This window comes from Ruegeria sp. BHSA163 (assembly GCF_059613365.1).
This window is the reverse complement of sequence record NZ_JBXWSJ010000006.1, coordinates 40,031-55,122: the sequence shown is the minus strand read 5'-3', so window position 1 is coordinate 55,122 and position 15,092 is coordinate 40,031. Positions and strand designations below refer to the sequence as shown.

17 protein-coding genes are annotated in these 15,092 nt (G+C 51.9%); 9 read left to right on the top strand and 8 right to left on the bottom strand.

From position 1 onward, the window contains the following. Window positions 1-2: 2 nt before the first annotated feature. On the bottom strand, window positions 3-317 hold the full coding sequence (locus tag AC2FNV_RS04760; protein ID WP_170480285.1) for a DUF2849 domain-containing protein: 315 nt from the start codon (window positions 315-317) through the stop codon (window positions 3-5). Next, a complete protein-coding gene (gene cobA / locus AC2FNV_RS04755; RefSeq protein ID WP_170606755.1) occupies window positions 317-1,093 on the bottom strand; it encodes a uroporphyrinogen-III C-methyltransferase in 777 nt (258 codons plus the stop codon). Before cobA ends, AC2FNV_RS04760 begins: the two co-directional genes overlap by 1 nt. 143 nt (window positions 1,094-1,236) lie before the next feature. On the opposite strand from cobA, the gene AC2FNV_RS04750 reads away from it, so the two are divergent. Beyond that, window positions 1,237-1,716: an Lrp/AsnC family transcriptional regulator gene (locus AC2FNV_RS04750; RefSeq protein ID WP_170480289.1), complete on the top strand. Its 480-nt coding sequence runs from the start codon at window positions 1,237-1,239 to the stop codon at window positions 1,714-1,716. A 10-nt stretch (window positions 1,717-1,726) separates the two neighbouring features. Here AC2FNV_RS04750 and AC2FNV_RS04745 read toward each other — a convergent pair whose 3' ends face one another. Then, entirely contained in the window at window positions 1,727-2,908 is a 1,182-nt protein-coding gene (locus tag AC2FNV_RS04745) for a cytochrome P450 (RefSeq protein WP_496772551.1), read from the bottom strand. A gap of 47 nt (window positions 2,909-2,955) precedes the next feature. Here AC2FNV_RS04745 and AC2FNV_RS04740 point away from each other — a divergent pair, with 47 nt between their 5' ends. The 5 genes from AC2FNV_RS04740 (at window position 2,956) to AC2FNV_RS04720 (ending at window position 9,375) form a co-directional block, all read left to right on the top strand. Beyond that, entirely contained in the window at window positions 2,956-4,689 is a 1,734-nt protein-coding gene (locus AC2FNV_RS04740) for a sensor histidine kinase (protein ID WP_170480294.1), read from the top strand. After that, complete coding sequence (locus AC2FNV_RS04735; RefSeq protein WP_170607013.1) at window positions 4,686-5,915, top strand: sigma-54-dependent transcriptional regulator; 1,230 nt, start codon at window positions 4,686-4,688, stop codon at window positions 5,913-5,915. The genes AC2FNV_RS04740 and AC2FNV_RS04735 overlap by 4 nt, the downstream gene beginning before the upstream one ends. Window positions 5,916-6,204: 289 nt before the next feature. After that, window positions 6,205-7,206 (top strand): DctP family TRAP transporter solute-binding subunit, encoded by a 1,002-nt coding sequence (locus AC2FNV_RS04730; RefSeq protein ID WP_170480296.1) that lies wholly within the window; start codon window positions 6,205-6,207, stop codon window positions 7,204-7,206. A 115-nt stretch (window positions 7,207-7,321) separates the two neighbouring features. Continuing rightward, window positions 7,322-7,999, top strand: coding sequence for a TRAP transporter small permease (locus AC2FNV_RS04725; RefSeq protein ID WP_170606759.1), 678 nt, complete (start codon window positions 7,322-7,324; stop codon window positions 7,997-7,999). Further along, window positions 7,999-9,375: a TRAP transporter large permease gene (locus AC2FNV_RS04720; protein WP_170606761.1), complete on the top strand. Its 1,377-nt coding sequence runs from the start codon at window positions 7,999-8,001 to the stop codon at window positions 9,373-9,375. The genes AC2FNV_RS04725 and AC2FNV_RS04720 overlap by 1 nt, the downstream gene beginning before the upstream one ends. Before the next feature lie 71 nt (window positions 9,376-9,446). Here AC2FNV_RS04720 and tpiA read toward each other — a convergent pair whose 3' ends face one another. After that, the gene (tpiA, locus tag AC2FNV_RS04715) at window positions 9,447-10,196 is read right to left on the bottom strand and encodes a triose-phosphate isomerase (RefSeq protein WP_170606762.1); all 750 of its coding nucleotides are present in this window, start codon (window positions 10,194-10,196) and stop codon (window positions 9,447-9,449) included. 125 nt (window positions 10,197-10,321) lie between these two features. On the opposite strand from tpiA, the gene AC2FNV_RS04710 reads away from it, so the two are divergent. Further along, entirely contained in the window at window positions 10,322-11,236 is a 915-nt protein-coding gene (locus AC2FNV_RS04710) for an isopenicillin N synthase family dioxygenase (protein WP_170606765.1), read from the top strand. Here AC2FNV_RS04710 and AC2FNV_RS04705 read toward each other — a convergent pair. Beyond that, window positions 11,233-11,598 (bottom strand): HesB/IscA family protein, encoded by a 366-nt coding sequence (locus AC2FNV_RS04705; protein ID WP_170480306.1) that lies wholly within the window; start codon window positions 11,596-11,598, stop codon window positions 11,233-11,235. The genes AC2FNV_RS04710 and AC2FNV_RS04705 overlap by 4 nt on opposite strands. A gap of 188 nt (window positions 11,599-11,786) precedes the next feature. Between AC2FNV_RS04705 and AC2FNV_RS04700 the strand changes: the two genes are divergently transcribed. Beyond that, on the top strand, window positions 11,787-12,122 hold the full coding sequence (locus AC2FNV_RS04700) for a hypothetical protein (protein ID WP_170606767.1): 336 nt from the start codon (window positions 11,787-11,789) through the stop codon (window positions 12,120-12,122). Between the two features lie 244 nt (window positions 12,123-12,366). Here AC2FNV_RS04700 and AC2FNV_RS04695 read toward each other — a convergent pair whose 3' ends face one another. From AC2FNV_RS04695 to AC2FNV_RS04685, 3 genes are all read right to left on the bottom strand, one after another. Next, window positions 12,367-12,729 (bottom strand): SUF system Fe-S cluster assembly protein, encoded by a 363-nt coding sequence (locus AC2FNV_RS04695; protein WP_170480310.1) that lies wholly within the window; start codon window positions 12,727-12,729, stop codon window positions 12,367-12,369. A gap of 97 nt (window positions 12,730-12,826) precedes the next feature. After that, a complete protein-coding gene (locus tag AC2FNV_RS04690) occupies window positions 12,827-13,105 on the bottom strand; it encodes an NfeD family protein (RefSeq protein ID WP_170480312.1) in 279 nt (92 codons plus the stop codon). Beyond that, window positions 13,105-13,995 carry an SPFH domain-containing protein gene (locus tag AC2FNV_RS04685; protein WP_170480314.1) on the bottom strand — a complete coding sequence of 297 codons (891 nt, stop codon included), beginning with the start codon at window positions 13,993-13,995 and terminating at the stop codon, window positions 13,105-13,107. Before AC2FNV_RS04685 ends, AC2FNV_RS04690 begins: the two co-directional genes overlap by 1 nt. Window positions 13,996-14,169: 174 nt before the next feature. Between AC2FNV_RS04685 and AC2FNV_RS04680 the strand changes: the two genes are divergently transcribed. Next, on the top strand, window positions 14,170-15,081 hold the full coding sequence (locus AC2FNV_RS04680) for a nucleoside hydrolase (RefSeq protein ID WP_170606768.1): 912 nt from the start codon (window positions 14,170-14,172) through the stop codon (window positions 15,079-15,081). Window positions 15,082-15,092 lie beyond the last annotated feature (11 nt).

Below are 15,092 nucleotides of genomic sequence, written 5' to 3'. Positions count from 1 at the left end.
GGTCAGGCCCGGGGCTGCGGGGAAGTTTCCTGTTTGCCATGGGCATAATTGGACGGGCCAGTCCGTCGGAAATCTTCCCGAAAATGGGTAGGTTCAGGACCTGAGTCACCCGCCACAGCATCAGCGAGATAGGCGCCGACAATCTTGCTGTACTGGCGTTCGGCATCTAGCAATCGAACTTGCGCGTGTGCTTCGTCGGTGATCAGTTCCGCATCAGAAAAATCGCGAGACCAACGGTCATCTTCTGTCAGGTAAACCACATCTCCTTCCAACAGATCGTTGGCGGTGACAACTTTGGGTGTAAAAGCGCGGGCCATCAGGCAAGCTCCTTGTTGAAATCTTTCTGTGCGGCGAATGCGTCTCGCGGCGACAAACCGTAAAATGTCAGCGCAGGTCCGTTCATCTCAGCGGCGGTCAGATCGGCTGACAAACGATCCAGTGTCGTGTGCACCACGCACTGATCAGAACGCGACGCGTTTTCGACAATGGTAACGGGTGTATCGCGATCTGCCCCATGCATGATCAGACGGCCCTGGATGAATCTGGCGGATTTTTTGCCCATATAGATTGCGGCCACAGAGCCAGGGCGCGCCAAAGCAGCCCAATCGTGATCAGCAAACCCGTTCACATCGTGGCCCGTTAGAAATCGAACGGATGAGTTACGTTCTCGCCGAGTGAGGCTTTGACCAATTGTCGCTACTGCTGCCGACGCTGCAGTAACACCGGGCACAATGCGCCATGAAATACCTGCGGCCTCAACGGCATCTATTTCTTCATCAAGGCGGCCAAAAACGGTCGGGTCGCCAGACTTCAAACGAACGACACGCTGATACTTGGTTGCGTATTCGACCAGCAATGCGTTTATGTCACTTTGTTTCCATGACGGGCCAAAACCGGCTTTACCTACATCCACTAGGGGCGCTTTTTTGCCGGCCAGCTCGAGCACTTCAGAACTTATTAAGCGGTCATGCAGAACAACGTCCGCCGATTCAAATGACCTTATCGCCTTAACGGTAAGCAGTTCTGCATCGCCGGGGCCAGCGCCGACAAAATCGACGTGACCGGGTTGAACTATGTCTTGATGATGCTGCATTTGGCGATCCGGGCGTGGTTTGACTTACCTCACAATATAGGAAATATTTCTTCCACGACGCCATAATGTGTGAAAAAAAAGAACATTTGTTCCAAATTTTACAGCCGGAGGAACAAGAGTTTCGAAACGAGAGGAAAACAAGAATGTCGGTGCGAATAGACGCCACAGACCAGAAAATTCTGTTCGAGCTGCAAAGAGACGCTAGCCAATCTCTGGATGAGATCGCAGCTCGTGTTGGTAGTTCGAAGACACCAGTTTGGAATCGCATACGAAAGCTGAAGGGTGCTGGTGTTATAGGTCAGCAAACTGTCTTGCTGGATGCCGAGGCGTTAGGTTTCGAGGCGACATTCTTTGTCCTGATCCGAACTTCGGAGCATGAGGCTGAATGGCAGCGTAAATTTCTCAACGCATTGCGAAATCGCCCCGAAGTTCAAGAAGCGCATCGGCTAGCAGGCGACATCGACTACATTCTGAAGGTTCGGGTCAAAAATGCCCGCGCATACGATGCGTTTTATCAAAACCTGATTTCCGAGGTTCGGGTTCACAACGTCACGGCCTTACTATCGATGGAAGAAATTAAGTCCACAACCATGTTGCCGTTGAATGCGATTTCCCTGGACTAACACGCGAAATTCAAGCTTGGACCATTAAGTTTGACAGGCCGTGAAAGTGATAGGTGTCAGCGTACCGCGCCTTTTCAATGAGGTGCAAATTTGGACATCTATCGAACAAAACGCGCAACGCAATGCGCATCTCAAGTCGCGCAAGAGGAGCTCCGACGCAGAAATGCAGCCCTCCGCCAAAACTAACATTAGCAATTGCTTTGCGGCTGGGATCGAATAAGTCTGGCTGCGGCCAAACCTCGGGGTCTCGGTTTGCTGCCGCTAGCAGTAAGGCGATTTGCTCACCTCTACTGAAGGTATTTCCAAAAACTTCGACATCTTCATAAGCGTATCGCGTGAACATGTGCAAAGGTGGGTCGTACCTTAAGACTTCCTCGACCAATTGGTCTAAGGGGCTGGAAAATAAGTCCTGAGAAAAGGCTCCATCAGTCAGTACAGCATTTAAGCCATTTCCAAGGGTGTGCACGGTTGCTTCATGTCCCGCGTTCAGCAAAAGTATGCAGATTGCAATTAACTCATCTCTGTTTAGCTTTTCACCATCTTCTTCCGCTTGAATCAAACGTGTGATGAGGTCGTCTTTCGGATCGTTACGGCGGTGTTCGATGTATTCGTTTAAGAACGCACTGAATTCGCTTGAAGATTGGGCAGCCGCGTCTTCGGTTTGCCTTGTCCTGCCTGCCTGATACATAGCGACCATATCGTGCGACCAAGCCAGAAGTTGTGGGGCTATATCCTCAGGCACCCCGAGCAAGCGACAAATAGTGATGACGGGAACTTGATTGCAGTATGCTGGCAAAAGATCGAACGGTTCTTTGGGAAATTCGTCGATCAGACTATTGCATAGCTCTTCAATGCCCGTTGACATCGCTGAGATAGCCCGGGAAGTGAACGCGCGCAAAACCAATGCCCGCAACCTTGTGTGACGAGGCGGTTCAAGCTCAAGCATTGAGTTGATCTCGACCGACAACCAAGGGGCTAGATGCGAGGGTCCCGGCGAAGCCATTTCAGGCGGAACCTCGCGGCCAAAGCGACGATCACGCAACAGGGACAGGACAGCCCGATTAGATACAGCCGCAACCATCCCGTAATCGTGCCAAAAAAACAGGTCGCCATATTGTCGAGCTTCAGCATAAAAGGAATAGGGGTTCTGTACGAAGGACGGGTCAGTAGGAGATTGTGTCAACGTCTTCATGAACCGCACACTTGCCATGGCGCCCGTCGAATGCAAGACCCTAAAGCATGCATCGGTTATGGATCATACTAGGGTTTCTCTCAGCGGTCGGGCTATTGTCTGTGGGCGTTTGGACCTATGCCTATCGTCAAGCTCTCTCGCAACTAAGTGAAAAGGCAGAGGCGGACCTCGAACTTGCGGCCGACAGGTTGAGCACACAGATGCAGGTGTACCAAGAATTGGCCGTGTTGATGGCAGACCACCCGGGCCTGCGTACGCTCGAAGACGCATCGCAGAAACGGGCAGCGCGGTTATTGTTGTTGGACGTGGCGGACAAAACTGCTGCAGTCAACATTATGTATTTGGATCGCAAAGGGCAGGTTCTGGCGGCAGCACAACCGACGCCACAACCAAGTTTAGCGAAACACCCGGCATTTAAACGGGCAATGCAAGGCGCCTTGGGCACTGCGCATGGAGTCATGCCGAACAGCGATGATCGTACATATTCATATGCTGCGCCTTCTTTCGGTCCTTTTGGGGAAATTGAAGGCGTCTTGATGGTCGTCGCAGACGTTCAGGATGTGGAACAAACCTGGCGTGGTAGCACCGAGGCGGTATTCTTCGTCGATTCCGATGGGATCGTCTTTATCTCCAATCGGTCTGATCTTTTGTTTTGGCAAAGGTCCGAAGGGCAACCCGGACTGGTCCCTCCCAACGGTGGGTCCGTTGATTTCGCCTCAATTCACGTTGGGGTTCACGAGGTTTGGAAACTGAACTGGGGCCGTTATCTGCCTAACCGCGCACTGCATCTTACGCTTGATCTTCCAGTGATCGACATGACGGCGGAGGTGTTGGTGGACGTCGCACCCGCACGGCGCTTAGCTATTTTACAGGCCGCTGCCGTTGCTGCGATTTGTTTGGCATTTGGTGCATTTTTGTTTCTTGCGACCGAGCGTCGACGTGCGCTGTCCGAAGCTAATGCGGTATTGGAAAGCCGCGTTGCGCAGCGAACACGCGCCCTCACTGCCGCAAATACTGCTCTGCGCCACGAGGTTTCAGAAAGACAAGAGGCGGAAGCGGCCCTTCGACAAGCACAGGCTGAGCTTGTGCAAGCTGGTAAGCTGAGTGCGTTAGGGAAAATGTCAGCAGGGATCAGTCACGAACTGAACCAACCACTGATGGCAATTCGGCAATTTGCTGACAATGGCTCTGCGTTTCTTGATCGTGGAAACGAGTCGCGCGCTGGGGAAAACTTGGGGCGGATTTCCGAAATGGCGGCTCGTATGGCGCGGATCATCAAGAACTTGAGGGCATTCGCCCGAAACGAAAGCGAACCCATGGGTAGGGTTGATCTCGTTCAGGTCCTCAACACAGCTGTGGAACTGACCGAAACTCGTTTGCGCACTGATGGAGTCGATTATGACTGGGAACCTCCAACTACACCGGTATGGGTTTGGGGCGGCGAAGTTCGTTTAGTTCAGGTTTTTGTTAACCTTATCACCAATGCCGCGGATGCTATGGAGGGATCCCAAAACGCAAGAGTCAAAATAACACTACACACTGATAGACGGCCAAGGGTCTCGGTTCGAGACACCGGGCCAGGCATCGAGGACCCGGATCGTATGTTCGAACCTTTCTACACCACTAAATCAGTCGGCAGCTCGGAAGGTATGGGGTTAGGCTTGTCAATATCGTATGGGCTTGTTCAGAGTTTCGGGGGCGACATACGGGGCAGGAACACACCAGAAGGAGCTGAATTTACTGTCGAGCTTGACCCCTATACCAAGGAAAAGGCGGCATAATGCGCAAAGTTCTTTTGGTCGACGATGATCCTGCTGTTCGCGAAGCTCTGGCACAGACACTAGAACTTGCGGACTATGAACCGGTTTCCACAGGTTCGTTTGTCGCTGCCAAGGATCATATTCGAAGGGATTTCGCAGGAGTAATTGTATCTGACATTCGTATGCCGGGTCGCGATGGTTTTCATCTGCTTACATACGCCCGAGACATCGATCCAGAGTTACCGGTTATTTTGCTTACCGGAGAAGGCGACATACCAATGGCGGTTCAAGCTATGGGGAAGGGCGCCTTCGACTTTCTGGAAAAACCTTGTGCCGCCGACGATTTAGTGTCGGTGCTGAAAAGAGCGTTCGCCGCCCGTGACGAAATACTCGATCAGCGAAAACAAAAACGGGAACTAGAGAAGGGTGACCCTGCGGCGCGCATGTTATTTGGGTTGTCGGATCAAGCGGAGGCGCTGCGGGCCAGGGTTAGGACAGTAGCCGCAACCAGGGCTGAGGTTTTAATTAAGGGTCCGACCGGTAGTGGTATTTCCAAAGTCGCGGAAGTCGTGCACTTGATATCCGCCAACGGACAGGGGGCTTTTGTAAAACGCCCTGCGTCGGGCTTGTCGAGCCAAGAGTTGATACAAAGCTGTGAGGACGCAGCCGGTGGCTCGTTGTTTCTGGATGAAATTTCGGCAATGCCCACCGCGACTCAATACGCGGCACTGGACATTATGGAAAAGGGTTCCCTTGCACGGATCATCGCCGGATCGACAGCTGATCTGGAGAAATTGTCTGCAGAGGGGCAGTTCAACGCAGATCTTTTCTATCGATTGGACGTAATGCGTGTAAGGATCCCATCGTTGGCTGAACGGCCCGAGGATATTCCCGTTCTTTTCCGGCAATACGTCGACCAGGCCGCAGAGCAAGCGGGATTGACGGCACCCGACGTATCCTCGGAACACCTTGCGGCACTGATGGCGCAGGATTGGCCGGGTAATGCCAGATCTTTAATGTCAGCGGCGATGCGTTTTGTGCTTGGTATGCCAGAGGAGGCCGCAAAAGCTGCGGATCAGGGTTTGAATGAACAGATGGCCAGCGTAGAGCGTTCGCTGTTGATCGCGGCTTTGGGGCGACACAACGGTAAGGCTTCGGAGGCGGCAAAAGCGCTAAAGCTGCCGCGTAAAACATTTTACGACAAACTCGCTCGTCACCAAATACGGCCCGAGGATTATCGAAGATAACATCTGTTGCCGCGTCTTCGAAACATAAGTGCGCCTCGACCTGTTGATTCGATGTGTGCGGATTTTCGCACAACCAAGGAGACCGGTGTGCGGGAATTCGCACAATGAATTCTGGATCATCGCTCAAACTTTTAGCTGAGGGTCATAACACAATGTTTTTGTGGCAAAAACTGTTTGGCGGAGAGCTTGGAAACAAATCGTTGAGGTCCAAGCGGCGATTCGCTTCACTTCGCGCAGCGATCGCTGGCACAGCGTTCAGCAGTGAATTGAAGTCTGGGAGGAAAGACAAATGAAGTTTTTGACAACAGCTGCCACGGCTCTGGCCCTGTCCGTCACGGCCACGGCAGGTTTTGCCGCATGCGAAGAAGGCGAAATCGTCGTCAAATTTGCGCATGTGACAAACACGGATAAGCACCCCAAGGGGATTGCGGCATCACTTCTCGAGCAGCGCGTAAATGACGAGATGCAGGGCGTGATGTGCATGGAAGTTTACCCGAACTCCACGCTTTACAACGACGACAAAGTGCTTGAGGCGATGTTGCAGGGTGATGTGCAGCTAGCGGCTCCGTCGCTATCGAAGTTCGAAAAATTCACCAAGCAGTTCCGGCTGTTTGACCTGCCGTTCATGTTCAAGAACATTGACGCTGTGGATGCTTTCCAGGCGTCTGCTGACGGCCAGGCTATGAAAGACAGTATGCAGCGCCGCGGACTGCAAGGACTGGCATTCTGGCACAATGGCATGAAGCAGATGTCGGCTAACAAGCCTCTTATGGATCCGTCAGATGCTGACGGCCTGAAGTTCAGAGTTCAGTCGTCAGACGTTCTGGTTGCCCAGATGGAGGCAATTGGCGGCAGCCCGCAAAAAATGGCGTTCTCAGAGGTTTATGGTGCGCTGCAGCAAGGCGTTGTGGACGGACAAGAGAACACTTGGTCGAACATTTATGGCAAAAAATTCTTCGAGGTTCAGGACGGTATCACAGAAACCAATCACGGCATTATTGACTACCTTGTTGTGACGTCCGTTGACTGGCTGGACAGCCTTGACCCCGAAGTAAGAGAGCAGTTCCTAACCATTTTATCCGAGGTCACCGAGCAACGTAACAAAGAAGCTTTCGCCGTAAACGAAGCTGCAAAAGCCTCGATAACAGACGCCGGTGGCATTATTCGCGATCTCAACCCAGAACAGCGTCAGGCTTGGGTCGATGCGATGAAGCCTGTGTGGGACAAGTTCGCAGATGACGTAGGTCAGGACAAAATCGACGCCGCTCAGGCGATCAACGCAGGGTTCTGATCCCTGATCGGGTCGCGCGTCAGACGACTGGGGAGTGATCGACGCGCTGGCCGGGCGGGCCACATTTGGCCCGCCGCACTTTACTCTCGTTACAAAAAAATGCGGGGACAGATAAATGTCTGGTTCAAAAACCGGCCAAGGCGGGTTGGTTGACCAAATCGAAGAAACCATGATTGCGTTGCTGTTGGGTCTTATGACAGTTGTGACTTTCGCCAACGTGATCGCGCGGTTTGTGTTCAACTCCAATATTCTTTGGGCTCTTGAACTAACGGTCTTCACTTTTGGCTGGTTAGTTCTTTTGGGTGCATCATACGCCGTTAAAAAACACGCCCACCTGGGAGTGGACGCGATCCTTAATATGCTTGCGCCTGCACCTCGTCGCATTCTAGCCTTGATAGCCGTTGCGTGCTGCCTTGTTTTCTCGTTGCTGCTGTTGAAAGGGTCCTACGACTATTGGGCCGTCTTCGCGGACTTGCCACCAACATCTGGTCGCTGGTTTCCAACTGGGTTCGATACCGGCGCGCGTAGCCAAAGTTTTTATGAAGTAGATGACATTCCAATGGTTGCACCGTTGCGCTTTCTGGAAGACCTCATCAACTACGGCGAAGGCTATGAAAAACTTCCCAAGGTGGTGCCGTATCTTGTTCTGCCTGTTTCCATGCTGCTGCTTGTGATCCGATTTTCACAGGTCGCCGTGCAGATCTGGCGCGGTGAGACTGATCGCCTTGTTGCCAGCCACGAAGTTGAAGACGAGATCGAAGAAGTTCGGGCTCAGCAGGGAGAGCACGACTAATGGACGTAATACTTCTATTTTCGATGGTCATCGGCCTGCTGTTGATCGGGGTTCCGATCGCCGTAGCTTTGGGCCTAAGCTCAACCCTCTTTCTGTTGATCTACTCCGACAGCTCGCTGGCCTCTGTCGCCGGCACGCTCTTTGAGGCGTTCGAGGGTCACTTTACTCTGCTTGCGATTCCTTTCTTCATATTGGCCTCGTCCTTCATGACGACCGGTGGTGTCGCGCGAAGGATCATTCGCTTTTCAATTGCCTGCGTCGGTCACTTGCCAGGAGGTTTGGCGATTGCCGGTGTCTTCGCCTGTATGTTGTTTGCGGCTTTGTCCGGATCCTCTCCGGCCACGGTCGTTGCAATCGGTTCCATCGTCATCGCGGGAATGCGCCAAGTCGGTTATTCCAAGGAGTTTGCCGCCGGTGTGATCTGTAATGCTGGGACATTGGGTATCCTGATCCCGCCATCAATTGTGATGGTTGTCTATGCTGCAGCTGTCGAAGTTTCAGTTGGGCGAATGTTCCTTGCCGGAGTTATTCCGGGCCTGCTTGCAGGTTTAATGCTTATGGTCACCATCTATGTCATGGCAAAGGTGAAGAACCTGCCAAAAGGCGATTGGAAAGGGTGGGGCGAAATAGTCGTTTCGGCCAGAGAGGCCGGTTGGGGTCTGTTTCTTATTGTCATCATTCTGGGCGGAATCTATGGCGGTATTTTCACCCCGACGGAGGCAGCGGCCGTGGCTGCGGTTTACGCCTTCCTGATTGCGAGCTTTGTCTACAAAGATATGGGCCCGTTAAGCACTGAAGGCGAGGCATCAAATGTTTCTCTGCTGAAGAAACCTCAGGCACTGATTACGGCGTTTTTTCACCCAGATACAAAGCACACGTTGTTTGAGGCCGGAAAACTGACTGTTACGCTGCTGTTTGTGATCGCCAACGCCTTAATCCTGAAACATGTACTGACAGACGAACAGGTGCCGCAACATATTGCCAGCGCAATGCTTTCCGCGGGTTTGGGTCCGGTAACTTTTCTGATTGTGGTCAATGTAATTCTGTTGATCGGTGGTCAGTTCATGGAACCATCCGGCCTTTTGGTGATCGTTGCGCCATTGGTATTTCCAATCGCGATCGAACTGGGAATCGATCCGATTCACTTGGGCATCATAATGGTCGTAAACATGGAAATCGGAATGATAACGCCCCCGGTGGGATTGAACCTGTTTGTGACTTCGGGTGTCGCGGGGATGCCAATGATGGGCGTGGTGAGGGCCGCGCTGCCCTTCTTGGCAGTGTTGTTCGTGTTCTTAATATTGGTCACTTATGTCCCTTGGATATCGACCTATTTACCAAACACGTTTATGGGGCCGGAAATCGTCACGAATTAGAATATCTACAATGAAAGGGGGCGGACCCTTTGCGGGCCCGACCTCTCTTTTTTGAACATAATCAAGTAATGTCAGGCGTTTTCCAACGCTTGAATAATGCCTGAGAAGTCTTCTGCCTTAAGGCTGGCGCCGCCTACCAACGCGCCATCGACGTTTGAAACGGAAAAAATTTCGGAAGCATTTTGCGGCTTTACCGACCCACCGTACAGTAACCGGATCGAGCTTGCTGAGTCCGCGCCAAAGCGGTCTGCAAGTTTTGTCCGCATAAAGTCGTGAACTTCGCAAATCTGATCCAGAGTGGGTATTTTGCCTGTTCCAATTGCCCAGATAGGTTCATATGCCACGACTAGGTTCTCTCCGATTGGTTGGTCCGGAATAGAACCCGAAATCTGTTCACCTATAACATCCAGTGTTTCCGCAGCCTCGCGCTGCTCTATGCTTTCCCCCACACAGACGATGGCAATTAGTCCGGCATCCTTCGCTGCGATGGCCTTAGCTCTTACGAGTTCATCGGATTCGCCATGATCCTGCCGCCTCTCAGAGTGGCCCAGGATCACGTATTCGGCGCCTGCATCTTTTAGCATCTCGGCGCTCAGATCACCGGTGTGTGCACCGGCAACTAGTGCGTGGCAATCCTGTCCACCCACGATGACGCTGTTGGCCTGAACAGCCTGAGCTGCCCGATGCAAAAGCGTCGCGGGTGGGCAAATCAGGATGTCGATATCTGGATTTGGGTACAAACTAGAGAGTTTCTCTAATTCCGCGAGAGAGGTAGCCGTACCGTTCATTTTCCAATTGCCCGCTGCAAGTTTGCGCCGCATCTCCAACTCTCCGTTGTGAAAATTTCGTAGCATTTCAGTTAGCACCCCTATCGAAAGCTTACAATTCCGCTTGCGGTCAGTTGCATTGCAGGGCAGGAGTTTCGCGCGAATAAATCTGGTGCGAAATGATAGACAACCTAAATCTTGAAAAATTGGATCAACGCGACCCCGCAGAACTAGCCCGACTAGCGCGAGGGGTACGCGAGCTTGGCTTTCTTACAGTTTCCGAAACCGGACTGAACGAGCAACAACTTAAGGACGTTTTCGACGCCTATCGTAATTTTTTTCACTTGCCCGAATCTGAAAAACAAACGGTCAACATGGCTGCCACCGGATCGAACCGGGGATGGGGTGCGCCAAAGTCAGAGCAATCCAACCCTGATGCTAATCCCGATTTCAAAGAAGTTTTCGACTGTGGATATGAGCTTCCACCCGGAGACCCTTATAGCATCCGAAATCTCAGCGTTTATGCACCCAACCTGTGGCCAGAAAATCCGCCTGGATTTCGTCCGACAATCGAATCTTACTACAGCACCGCCTGCAATGTCGCGATGAGGGTGCTTCGGGCTATCGCCGTAGCCGTCGGTCGTGATGAAGCCAGTTTTGACAACGCATTCGACACCCCGATGGCGCTGCTACGTGGAAACTATTATCCGCAGCGCCCTCGATGGGCCGGAGAAAAAGACTTCGGAATTGCCGAACACACTGACTATGGCTGCCTGACCTTGCTGGCAACCGATGGAACACCTGGGCTTGAGGTGAAATTGCCTGATGGAAGCTGGCAACTGGTTCAAGCTGGACCCGGTCAATTCATAATAAATTTCGGAGAAATGTTGGAACTCTGGACTTCCGGAGAGGTCAAAGCGACGTTGCACCGTGTGAAAGGAGGGGGACAGGAACGGATTTCGATCCCACTATTCTTCAACCCGTCATTCGACACAAATGTCGCCCCGCCGCGTTCGGGTGAAACCATAACCGCAGGCGAACATTTGACGCGGCGGTTCAACGAGACCTATGTACATCTGCAAAAAGCGTCCTAGGACTGGGGCGCGATGTTTTCGTCGAATTTGATGGACTCACCGCAGCCACAGGCATCAACTACGTTGGGGTTGCGAAACTTGAATCCTGATTCAAGCAACGACACCTCATAGTCGATTTCGGTTCCAAAGAGGAACATCTGGGCCATCGGAGCAATAATAACGCGGGCGCCGTCCTGTTCGACGACTTCATCGTTTGGATCTGCCTGATCGACGTAGTCCATGGTGTATTCCATCCCGGCGCACCCGCCCTTTTTCACACCGATGCGCAGCCCGGCATGACCACCCGACTGCATCAGGCGAACAATCTGCTCGGCGGCTTTAGGCGTCATAGTAACGGCCTGTTTGCCCGGAATACCAAACATAGAAAACTCCAACTTCCACGTGCTGACACCAATTTAGGATGGACAGAAGCCGGGCTCAAGAGACGTCAAACAAAGACATGCAACAATTCTACCGACGTTTCGTCAATTTGAGACGGGTTGCGTGTGATTGGTGGATGGAGTTAGCCTGCCTGAAATATAGAATTAGTTGAATTGGAAGGCATCGAGCAATGGCTCAACTAAGCAAATTCTACAACAAAAATCTGACGCTGATGGCTGCCTTAGGATTGATGTGTATTGGACACGCGCAATTGGCAGTCGCTGACACAAAACGCCACCCAGTCGGTTGCGCCACAGCCGAAGGCGATTTACGTGCAATAGCGGCAGAGAAAAAACATGCCCAAGATCAACAGGTTGAAAGTGTTGTTTCCATCACTCCGGCCGGCGCACTTTTGGGTTTAGTTACCGGAACCGAAGACAAAAGGCTCGAAATGCTGTCCGGTGAGTATGTCAAGCAACTGGACGAACGAGCCGCGGAAATAAGAGCGAAGTGTAACGTTAAGTAATTAAACAGATCGTTCTTTGGCGACTGCGGTCCGCAGCGGACCAAAATTGTAGGGATGGCAGGTACCAAAGGCCCGTGCAGTTCGCGCAATACGTTTCGGCAGCTGGCCAGTTGGAAAAGACGCCCTTAACCTTCATGTCCCGCGCAGGACACAACCAGCAACAATATGACATTCCGGAAACAGTTATTTACCAACCTACACATCGCCTTGTATCGGCCAAGCATTTGTTCAGGATATACCGGAGTTACATAAAGCCCAGTTCAAGACGTGCTTCGTCGGACATCATTTCCATGCCCCACGGGGGTTCCCAAGTGAGCTCTACATCGACTTCCTTAACACCGGCAACCGGTTCGATCGCCTCAACGATCCAACCCGGCATTTCGCCAGCTACCGGGCATCCCGGTGCCGTTAAGGTCATGATGACCTTGACGACATTTTCGTCACTGATGTCAATCGTGTAGATCAAGCCCAAGTCGTAGATATTGACCGGAATTTCAGGGTCATAGACCGTTCTACAGGCGTCAACCACAGGCTCGTACAAAGGATGCTCGATAGTAGATGGAGCAATCAAAGGACTGCCTTCAAACTGTTCGCTTGGGTGGTTCATCTATGCCTCGGGTCTGTTACCTGACGAATTATATAGGGAAAGACCTCGGCACCGTCCAGAGGCGGTATTGTGCCCGAGATGCGGGCACCGTACCGGTTCATTCGTTAATGTCGTGATCAAAGGTTTTTACTTGCCCGTGCGGCATTGCGAACATACGGCGCAATACCAACCAAACGATCAGTGACAAGGCAGCAAAAATTAGAAGCAACACAGGCAATGTTGGCGTCATTCCAGAGATAAGCAACAAAATTCCGGTTGCCGCTCCGCCGACGGCAAATCCCAAAAAGATAAAACCGGGCAGGAACACTTCGAGAATGGCCAGTGAAATGGCGGCCGCTATCCAGATCCACCATGTCAACCAAAATGGATCAGCCATTACTTATTTCCTTTCAGCATGTTAAACGCATTTCCGAATGCTTCTAGCGCGTTTGCAGGGACAACAATAGTCTGAGTTCCGCTGCCGTTACCGAGCGCGTTCAGAGACTCAACCTGTTTCAGCGCGACCTGATATTGCGCGGCCTCCAGCCCGTTTTCTTGGATTGCTTTGGCAACGACACCAGTGGCATAAGCCTCTGCCTCGGCCTGAATACGTCGCGCTTTGGCGCTTTGCTCGGCTGCATAAAGCTCAGCTTCAGCCTGAAGCTCGACAGCACGCTTTTGACCTTCGGCCTCGGTCACTTGCGCGCGACGCGCGCGTTCGGCGTTCAATTGCTGCAACATTGCGTCACGGGTGGCCTGGTCCAGATTCACGTCTAGGATTTCAGCCCGGGTTACTTCGATTCCCCAATCGTCAACTGCAGTTTCAACACTCTCTTGAATGCGTGTTATCAGTTGCGCGCGGTTAGATTGCACTTCATCTAGGTCCATTTTACCGATTTCCGCGCGAACTATTCCCGCCACAGTCGTGGCTATCGCTCCGTCGACATCGCGAATACGATAGACCGTCTTTTCAGGTTCAAGGATACGGTAAAACACCGAAGTGTCGATTTGAACAAGTACATTATCCTTGGTGATCGCATCCTGTGTGGCGTTGGGCAACTGACGCTCTAGAATGGATATCTTATGCCTTGCAACATCTAGAAAAGGAACAATAAAATTAATTCCAGGACCAAGAACAGAGTGCAGACGCCCAAATCTTTCGACAACATATTTTTCGGATTGCGGAACTATTTTTATGCCTTTGAATATAACGGCAATTATGAACGCCGCCGCCAGTAAGTAGATTATGTTTGAAGAAATCAGGCCTATTATCTGGTCTTCGGTCATGTCTGTCCTCTATTATTGTGTACGATAGTATACATTTGGGGATTGAGTCAGCAGATATCAACTCTGGTTGGAATTGAGGTCGCAACGTTGAAAGTTACTAAGCTGATCATGTCAAACGAAATACCCGTGAAGTGATTGCTTTGCATCCTGTTCTGACTGCGATATCGGACGGTAATGAAGCTGATTATTGATACAGACCCCGGAATTGACGACGCAATGGCAATTGCATACGCAGCAGCCGCGCCAGAAATTGACTTGATCGGTCTTACAACCGTATTCGGAAATACTCTGATCGACCAGTCCAGCCGAAATGCCAGGTTTCTGTTGGATAAACTCAATCTAACCGTACCTGTTTCTCAAGGTGCGTCTTGGGCTTGGGGTAGGGACAGCCATCGCGCTTCGGTACATGTTCATGGCCCAGAGGGATTTGGGGACGTTACAGACATTCCCGACCTTGGCAAAAACCACCACATGCCTGCAGCCGAGTATCTGGTCGAGATGGCCCGACGCCACAAAGGTCAATTGACAGTTTGCGCCGTGGGTCCATTGACCAATATCGCCGACGCAATCGCGCTTGATCCTGCGTTCTCGTCCAATTTGGCGAGATTGGTGATTATGGGAGGTGCGGTATTTTGCCGAGGCAATGTCACGCAACACGCCGAGGCCAATATACACAATGACCCCATTGCTGCGCAGGCTGTTTTTGACAGGCCTCCTGAGACGGTTTTGGTCGGTCTGGATGTCACAATGCAAACCCTTTACCAAGGTTCGGATTTCGATGCTTTAGCCAAGCAGTCCCCGGATTTCGGAGGGTTTTTGCGCGATATTTCGGACTTCTACCTTAGGTTTTATCAGGACATAGCTGATCAGGATGGCTGTGGATTGCATGACTCGACCGCAGTAATTGCCTGTAGTCACGAGGATATGTTCGAGACTGTCGAAACGGGCATGAGAGTTGTTCAGGACGGTCCAAGCGTCGGTCAGACCGTACCCGACCCCAATCGGCCAGCGATAAAAGTGTGTCAAGATCTCGACGCTGTGGGAGTGGTTAATCTGTTCACAGAGCGGTTAGGTTCACTTCCCTGACGGGTTGCAAT

What these genes read in the sequence shown, in the direction of transcription:
- AC2FNV_RS04750 (WP_170480289.1), top strand. Translation starts at nt 1,237, where the DNA reads ATGTCGGTGCGAATAGACGCCACAGACCAGAAAATTCTGTTCGAGCTG.
- AC2FNV_RS04745 (WP_496772551.1), bottom strand. Translation starts at nt 2,908, where the DNA reads ATGAAGACGTTGACACAATCTCCTACTGACCCGTCCTTCGTACAGAAC.
- AC2FNV_RS04740 (WP_170480294.1), top strand. Translation starts at nt 2,956, where the DNA reads ATGCATCGGTTATGGATCATACTAGGGTTTCTCTCAGCGGTCGGGCTA.
- AC2FNV_RS04680 (WP_170606768.1), top strand. Translation starts at nt 14,170, where the DNA reads ATGAAGCTGATTATTGATACAGACCCCGGAATTGACGACGCAATGGCA.
- AC2FNV_RS04720 (WP_170606761.1), top strand. Translation starts at nt 7,999, where the DNA reads ATGGACGTAATACTTCTATTTTCGATGGTCATCGGCCTGCTGTTGATC.
- AC2FNV_RS04685 (WP_170480314.1), bottom strand. Translation starts at nt 13,995, where the DNA reads ATGACCGAAGACCAGATAATAGGCCTGATTTCTTCAAACATAATCTAC.
- AC2FNV_RS04710 (WP_170606765.1), top strand. Translation starts at nt 10,322, where the DNA reads ATGATAGACAACCTAAATCTTGAAAAATTGGATCAACGCGACCCCGCA.
- AC2FNV_RS04700 (WP_170606767.1), top strand. Translation starts at nt 11,787, where the DNA reads ATGGCTCAACTAAGCAAATTCTACAACAAAAATCTGACGCTGATGGCT.
- AC2FNV_RS04725 (WP_170606759.1), top strand. Translation starts at nt 7,322, where the DNA reads ATGTCTGGTTCAAAAACCGGCCAAGGCGGGTTGGTTGACCAAATCGAA.
- AC2FNV_RS04705 (WP_170480306.1), bottom strand. Translation starts at nt 11,598, where the DNA reads ATGTTTGGTATTCCGGGCAAACAGGCCGTTACTATGACGCCTAAAGCC.
- cobA (WP_170606755.1), bottom strand. Translation starts at nt 1,093, where the DNA reads ATGCAGCATCATCAAGACATAGTTCAACCCGGTCACGTCGATTTTGTC.
- tpiA (WP_170606762.1), bottom strand. Translation starts at nt 10,196, where the DNA reads ATGCGGCGCAAACTTGCAGCGGGCAATTGGAAAATGAACGGTACGGCT.
- AC2FNV_RS04760 (WP_170480285.1), bottom strand. Translation starts at nt 317, where the DNA reads ATGGCCCGCGCTTTTACACCCAAAGTTGTCACCGCCAACGATCTGTTG.
- AC2FNV_RS04730 (WP_170480296.1), top strand. Translation starts at nt 6,205, where the DNA reads ATGAAGTTTTTGACAACAGCTGCCACGGCTCTGGCCCTGTCCGTCACG.
- AC2FNV_RS04695 (WP_170480310.1), bottom strand. Translation starts at nt 12,729, where the DNA reads ATGAACCACCCAAGCGAACAGTTTGAAGGCAGTCCTTTGATTGCTCCA.
- AC2FNV_RS04690 (WP_170480312.1), bottom strand. Translation starts at nt 13,105, where the DNA reads ATGGCTGATCCATTTTGGTTGACATGGTGGATCTGGATAGCGGCCGCC.